This is a genomic window from uncultured Brachyspira sp. (genome assembly GCF_944390595.1).
In the GTDB taxonomy this organism is placed as follows: domain Bacteria; phylum Spirochaetota; class Brachyspiria; order Brachyspirales; family Brachyspiraceae; genus Brachyspira.
Map to the genome: position 1 here is coordinate 1 of NZ_CALXRN010000015.1, position 4,956 is coordinate 4,956.

A 4,956-nucleotide genomic window follows, 5' to 3' on the forward strand; every position below is an offset into this window, starting at 1 on the left:
TTCTTATACAGAGATATAAGAGGAAGGAGAGAAAATTTAAGTCCTATATTCATAATAGGCGGAGTTTATAATATAAAAAATCCTTTCTTTGAAAACAGATTAAAAGTTAATAAAAATAATTTGGAAATAGAAACTATAAAAGATGTTTTAAAACTTGATGAAGAAATAAAAAATAAAACAAAATGCGGAATAATAGATTCAATATTTTCAAATACTGAAAAAATAAAAACAGAATTAAATGCTGTAAGTGTATCTGATGTAATTGACCATTTATGCCAAGAGGTGGATAAATACTATGAGTAATAAACTTAAAGCCATTAAATTTAAATGTTATCAAAATATGCCTAATTATAGACGTCCTGCTAGTTTTGATTTCAAAGAAACTTTTAAACTTCCTCCATATTCAAGTGTAATTGGCATGATTCATAAAGTTTGTAATTGCAAAAATGGTGAATATATGCCAATGAAAATAAGTATTCAGGGTATAAGTGAAAGTATTAATACAGATTTATATACAAGATATTTTTTCACTCCTGATAAATGTGAAGGAGACAGAGAATACTTTGCCATTCTAAACAAAAATGAAAAAAGACAAACTGGATTAATCAGAGGAACTGGGATATCAGAATTACTAATTGATGTTAATCTACTTATACATATTGTACCAGAAAATGAAAAATTATTTGAAAGAATCTTCAATGGATTGGAAAAACCTTATGTATATCCGGCATTAGGACGCCATGAAGATATATTACAAATTAAGAATATTAGAAAAATTGAACTTGAAGAAACTAATACTGTAAATATTAATTATGATGCATATATACCTTTAGAATATTTTAGAGAAGAAGATAACATAACAGGAACAGTATATTTACTTAATAAAGTATTCGATACTTCATCTGATATAAGAAATTGGAAAGAAAAAGTAAAAGTTAAATATATAAAAAGAAGAGTTGAAAAGATAAGATTTACTAAAAATGTATATAAAGATAATGAAGAAAATACAGGAGTATTTTTAGCATAATTTTTTTGGGATTAAGTATATGAATAAAAATGAATATTTAGCTAAATCTTCTAAAAAAAATTACTATGATACTGAATCTTTAGAAGTACATACAAAAAAACTAATAAATTTATTTGAAGATTTTTTATTACAATATAAAAATAAATTTGAACAAAAAGAAATTGATTTAATAAAAGTTGCTTGTGAAATGCATGATTTAGGAAAAATTAATTATAGATTTCAAAAAGATATGTATAAAAAAAGCAATATGCATTTTGAAGAAAATAAAGATCTTGAAAAATTTTATAAAGAATATAAAAACATAAAAAACATTCCACATGGTATACTAAGCTGCTGTTTTATTAATGAAGATGAATTGAGTAAAAAATACAATTTTGATTATTATGATTTAGAAATACTGACAACTTCAATATACAATCATCATAATAGAGAATTCAATTTAGAAGACAGTGAAATATTTGAAAAAATAATAGAAAATGATTTAAAAATTAATGGTAAAAATTATGGAATTGAATACTGTTCATCTAACGGCCTTATAAATAACAAGATAATAAATAACATATTTCAATTAAAACCAAAATATGTATATAAATTCTGGATTAAGTTCATTGTTGTGAAAGGAATGCTTAATAAATTAGACTATGCCGCAAGTACTTATTTATATAATAAAAAACAAATAGGTATTGATACTTTGGAACTTGAGCCTTTTGATCCTAAAGAAAATATTGTAAATAAAATTAAAAAGTTGAATTCTGATATAAATGAATGCCAAAAATATATGCAGGATAATCAGGATAAAAATGTTATTATTATTGCCTCTACTGGTATTGGAAAAACAGAAGGGGCTTTACTTTGGGCAGGAAAGTCAAAAACTTTTTATACTCTACCTTTGAAAGTGTCAATTAATGCTATTTATGAAAGAATAAAAGAAAATTATTATGAAAAAGATAAAATAAGTTTTCTACATTCTGATTCTAAAATGATGATGAAAAAAGAAGAAAAAGAGTGTGAAGATGATTATCAAACTAAATATATAGAAACAAGACATTTTGTTTATCCTTTAATTATATGCACAGTGGATCAGCTTTTTTATTTTGTGTTTAAATCTTTAGGAACAGAAAAATTTCCAGCTACTTTAAAATACAGCAAATTAATTATTGATGAAATACAGTCGTACAGCGCTGATATTATAGCATTTTTAATTTTTGGACTTAAAGTTATAGATGATTTAGGAGGTAAATTTTTAATAATGACAGCAACTCTCCCTCCAATAGTAATTCATTTTTTAAAAGAAAATATTAGAAAAGAAAACCTAGCTGAAATTAAAACATTTTATAAAAAAGATAGAGAAGGAAATACAATCAAGAGACATTTTATAAAATTTATCGATGAAAAAGATTTTAATTATGAGAAAATATTAAAAAGTGCAAAAAATAAAAAAGTTTTGGTTATATGCAATACTGTAAAACAGGCTCAAAAAGTTTATGCCGATTTGGAAAACTTAATTAAAGAAGAAAATAAAAATATTGAAATTAATCTTCTTCATTCAAGATTCATAATGAAAGAAAGAAAAGAAAAAGAAGAAAAAATAAAATATTTTGCCCCTAATGATATTAGTAAAAGAGAAGAAACCTATGGTATATGGATATCAACTCAAATAGTAGAGGCAAGTTTGGATATAGATTTTGATGAGCTTCATACTGATATGTCATCAGCTGACAGTTTACTTCAGAGAATGGGCAGAGTTTACAGAGACAGAAATTATGATAAAAATGATCCTAATATATTTATTTATAATACTAAAATAGGTGTTCCTCATGTATATGAAAGTAAAATATATGATTACTCTGTTGAAAGCATAAAAGAATATGATAATAAAATATTTACTGAAGAAGATAAGCAAAAATATATTAATGAAGTTTATGATGTAGAGAAACTAAAAAAAGATGAAAGCAATTATTATAAAACTATAGAAAAAAATATTAATACACTTCTTGATTTTCCAATCAACGGATTGGAAGATAAAAAAGCAAGAGAACAGTTTAGAAACATTAACAGCATAACTGTAATGCCTCAAAAATTTTATAATAAACTAGAAGAAGAAAAAATATTTGAAAAATATGATAATAGTTTTGATGAAGATAAATTCAATATTTTAGAATATATAATGCAATACACTATGAGTGTTCATTATTATTTTAACAAATACTGCAATATTAAAATTTCAAATGACAAACTAGATCATATTTATGTTACACAGTTAAAATATGATAATAATACAGGCTTATCAAATGATATAGATGATGAGGCTGATATTGACAGTAGGTTTTTATAAATTATGAATAATGAAAATATAAATTATGTAACAGGTACAATTTATTCTTATAGCTTTTTATGTATGAGAAAAGTATGGCTTTCTTATCATAATCTATCTTTTGAGTCTGAAAATGAACTTGTGCAAATTGGAAAGTTTATTGATGAAAATACTTATACAAATCAAAAACATAATTTTATGATAGATGGCAAAGTAAATATAGACTTTTTAAAAAATAATGTGGTGCATGAAATAAAAAAGTCAGATAAAGAAAAACAAATGGCTATTAATCAAATAAAATATTATTTATTTATATTAAAACAGCATGGATTTAATGATATAAGAGGAGAATTGAATATTCCGTCAAGAAGATACAAAGAGGAAGTTTTACTTGAAGAAGACGATGATAAAAATATTTTAGATTGGCTTGAAGTTATAAATAAAATTATAAAAAGCAATGATATTCCAGAAGCTATAAATATAAGTGCATGTAAAAAATGTGCTTATTATGAGTTTTGCTACATATAGGAGGAATTATTTTTATGAGTAAATCTTATTATTTATTTTCAAGCGGAGAGCTTAAAAGAAAAGATAATACTTTGCAGTTTGTAAAATCAAGCGGAGAAAAAAGAGATTTGCCTATAGAAGTAATTTATGATATTTATGTTTTTTCTGAAGTTACAATAAATACTAAACTGCTTAATTTTTTATCACAGATGGGAATATGCGTACATTTTTTTAATTATTACGAATTTTATTCTGGCAGTTTTTATCCTAGAGAAAAATTAGTTTCTGGGGATTTACTCGTTCAGCAGGTTATGCATTACAGTGATTATGATAAGCGAGTATTGCTTGCTAAAAAATTTGTTTACGGAGCTTCTGATAACATATTAAGAAATTTAAAGTATTACGACAATAGAGGACGTGATTTGAAAGAGGAAATAGAAAGCATAGAAAAATTAAAATCAAGTATAGATTTATATTATAATATTAATGAGATAATGGGAATAGAAGGCAATATTCATAAGGTTTATTACAGTTCTTGGAAAAAAATTATTAATCAGGAAATAGATTTTGAAAAAAGAGTAAAGCGTCCTCCTGATAATATGATAAACTCACTTATAAGTTTTTTGAACTCTGTGCTTTATACAAAGGTATTATCAGAGATCTATAAAACACAATTAAATCCTACTATAAGCTATTTGCATGAGCCTTCTGTAAAAAGATTTTCATTATCACTTGATACAGCTGAAATTTTTAAGCCATTAATAGTTGACAGACTTATCTTTTCATTATTAAATAAAAATATGATAGATGAAAGCGATTTTGATAAAGATAGTAATTTTTTAAGACTTAAAGATAGGTCATTAAAAATTATAATAGAAGAATTAGAAAAAAGACTTACCACTACTATAAATCATAGAAGTTTGAAAAGAGATGTATCGTATAAACATTTGATTAGATTAGAACTTTATAAAATATCTAAACATTTACTTAATGAAAAAGAATATAAACCTTTTGTAATATGGTGGTAAGAAACAATGTATTTAATATTAGTTTATGATATACAAACAGATGACGAAGATGGTGCTAGAGTTGCAAGAACAGTTTTTAA

General features: G+C 24.1%; 4 protein-coding genes and 1 pseudogene. All 5 read left to right on the forward strand.

From position 1 onward, the window contains the following. Positions 1-303 (forward strand): annotated as a pseudogene (locus Q0J90_RS00835) (type I-B CRISPR-associated protein Cas7/Cst2/DevR); the annotation flags it as partial. After that, complete coding sequence (cas5b, locus tag Q0J90_RS00840; protein ID WP_297276119.1) at positions 296-1,027, forward strand: type I-B CRISPR-associated protein Cas5b; 732 nt, start codon at positions 296-298, stop codon at positions 1,025-1,027. The pseudogene Q0J90_RS00835 and the gene cas5b, both read left to right, overlap by 8 nt. Positions 1,028-1,046: 19 nt before the next feature. Further along, a complete protein-coding gene (gene cas3, locus Q0J90_RS00845; protein ID WP_297276120.1) occupies positions 1,047-3,362 on the forward strand; it encodes a CRISPR-associated helicase Cas3' in 2,316 nt (771 codons plus the stop codon). Between the two features lie 3 nt (positions 3,363-3,365). Then, positions 3,366-3,869, forward strand: coding sequence for a CRISPR-associated protein Cas4 (locus tag Q0J90_RS00850; protein WP_297276121.1), 504 nt, complete (start codon positions 3,366-3,368; stop codon positions 3,867-3,869). Positions 3,870-3,883: 14 nt separating this feature from the next. Further along, positions 3,884-4,876 carry a type I-B CRISPR-associated endonuclease Cas1b gene (gene cas1b, locus Q0J90_RS00855; RefSeq protein ID WP_297276122.1) on the forward strand — a complete coding sequence of 331 codons (993 nt, stop codon included), beginning with the start codon at positions 3,884-3,886 and terminating at the stop codon, positions 4,874-4,876. Positions 4,877-4,956: the final 80 nt, after the last annotated feature.